A 1467-nucleotide genomic window follows, 5' to 3' on the forward strand; every position below is an offset into this window, starting at 1 on the left:
CGGCGAGCGCGCCGAGCACCTCCCGCGCGCTCCCGGTGAGGGCGGCCACCGTCTGCGCCAGCGCGTCCCCGACCCGCTCCTCCTCGCCACCCGACGCGCCGGCCCCGTCCTTCCACAGGACCAGCCGCCGGCCGATGAACCCGGCCAGGCCGTCGATGTCCTCCGCGGTGATGTCGGCGGTGTACCGCAGCGCGGACCGGTGGATCTCCGTCATCCGGGTGTCCCCTCCCTCGGTCGGCCCGACCCGGCCGACTGCCGGATCCGGCCTGAGCCTCGGATATGGCACCCCGGCAGGGCCGGTAAACCTCACCCGCCCCTGCCGCCCGGGGGCGCATCCGTGCGGAGGGGGGCGCACCGGTTGCGCCGGCGGTGATCGTTATGGGGTGGCGCACGCGCCCGCCACCTGCGAACATCTGCGGATGCCCACCCTCACCGACGATCTCGGCCGGCTCTCCTACGTCGTGACCGGCGACGGCCCGCCCGTGGTCCTCGTCCACGCCGGCATCGCCGACCACCACATGTGGGACGCGGTCGTCCCCACGCTCGCCCAGCGGCACACCGTCATCCGCTACGACCTGCGCGGCTTCGGCGAATCCGCGCCCCCGGCCGGACCCTTCCGCGAGACCGACGACCTGCGCCGCCTCCTGGACCACCTCGGCCACCGGAGCGTCCGACTGGTCGGCGCCTCCTGGGGCGGCCGGGTGGCCATGGACTTCACCCTCACCCACCCCGACCGGGTGCACTCGCTGGCGCTGCTCGCCCCGCCGTGGCCGGGCTACGACTGGTCCGCCGAGATGATCGCCTACGACGAGGCCGAGACGGCGGCCCTGGACGCGGGCGACCTCGACGCCGCCGTCCAGGTGAACCTGGACATGTGGGTACGCGGCCCGGCCCGCGGCTGGGACGACCTGCCCCCGGACGCGGCCGACCGCCTCCGCGGCCCGCTGCGCACCTCCCTGCTGAACCAGACCGCCGTCGGCGAGCACTCCCAGGGCACCACGGCCGGCGACCCCGCCACCATCACCGTCCCCACCCTGGTGGCGGCCGGCGGCCTCGACGTCGCCGACTTCCAGGCCATCGCCCGCCGCTACGCCACCGCGATCCCGGGCGCCGCCCTGATCGAGTTCCCCACCGCCGGCCACCTCATCGCCGTCGACGCCCCCGCCGAACTCGCCGCCGCCCTGGTCCCGTTCCTCGCCGGTTAAGGTAAGGCCGTGGACATCAGGGGAGGGGCCGTCGTGACCGGCGGCGAGGAGCGGGACGGGGACGACTGGCGCGCCACGCGTGCCTGGGCGGAGCGGGCGCTGGGGGACGGGGAACGGCTCGACGGGGCCGAGCGGCTGCGCGGGGGGTGGACCTCGGAGATGCGGCGGCTGGCGGTCACGGGTCCGGACGGGCCGCGCGCGCTGGTCCTGCGCTCCTTCGTCACCCCCTTCTTCCGGCGGCACGCCGAGGGCCTGCTCTCCC

General features: G+C 76.1%; 2 protein-coding genes and 1 pseudogene. 2 read left to right on the forward strand and 1 reads right to left on the reverse strand.

Annotated elements, in window-relative coordinates:
* On the reverse strand, nt 1–214 hold a 214-nt coding region (locus ABD308_RS38820; RefSeq protein ID WP_344345741.1), incomplete at its 3' end, for a hypothetical protein.
* Between the two features lie 205 nt (nt 215–419).
* Between ABD308_RS38820 and ABD308_RS38825 the strand changes: the two genes are divergently transcribed.
* Nucleotides 420–1205 (forward strand): alpha/beta fold hydrolase, encoded by a 786-nt coding sequence (locus ABD308_RS38825; RefSeq protein WP_344345743.1) that lies wholly within the window; start codon nt 420–422, stop codon nt 1203–1205.
* Between the two features lie 15 nt (nt 1206–1220).
* Nucleotides 1221–1467 (forward strand): annotated as a pseudogene (locus ABD308_RS38830) (aminoglycoside phosphotransferase family protein); the annotation flags it as partial.

The sequence above is a fragment of the Kitasatospora putterlickiae genome (assembly GCF_039527695.1).
Lineage (GTDB): Bacteria > Actinomycetota > Actinomycetes > Streptomycetales > Streptomycetaceae > Kitasatospora > Kitasatospora putterlickiae.

Bases quoted from the DNA above. Each gene is read 5' to 3' on its own strand.
- ABD308_RS38825 (WP_344345743.1), top strand. From the start codon at position 420: ATGCCCACCCTCACCGACGATCTCGGCCGGCTCTCCTACGTCGTGACC.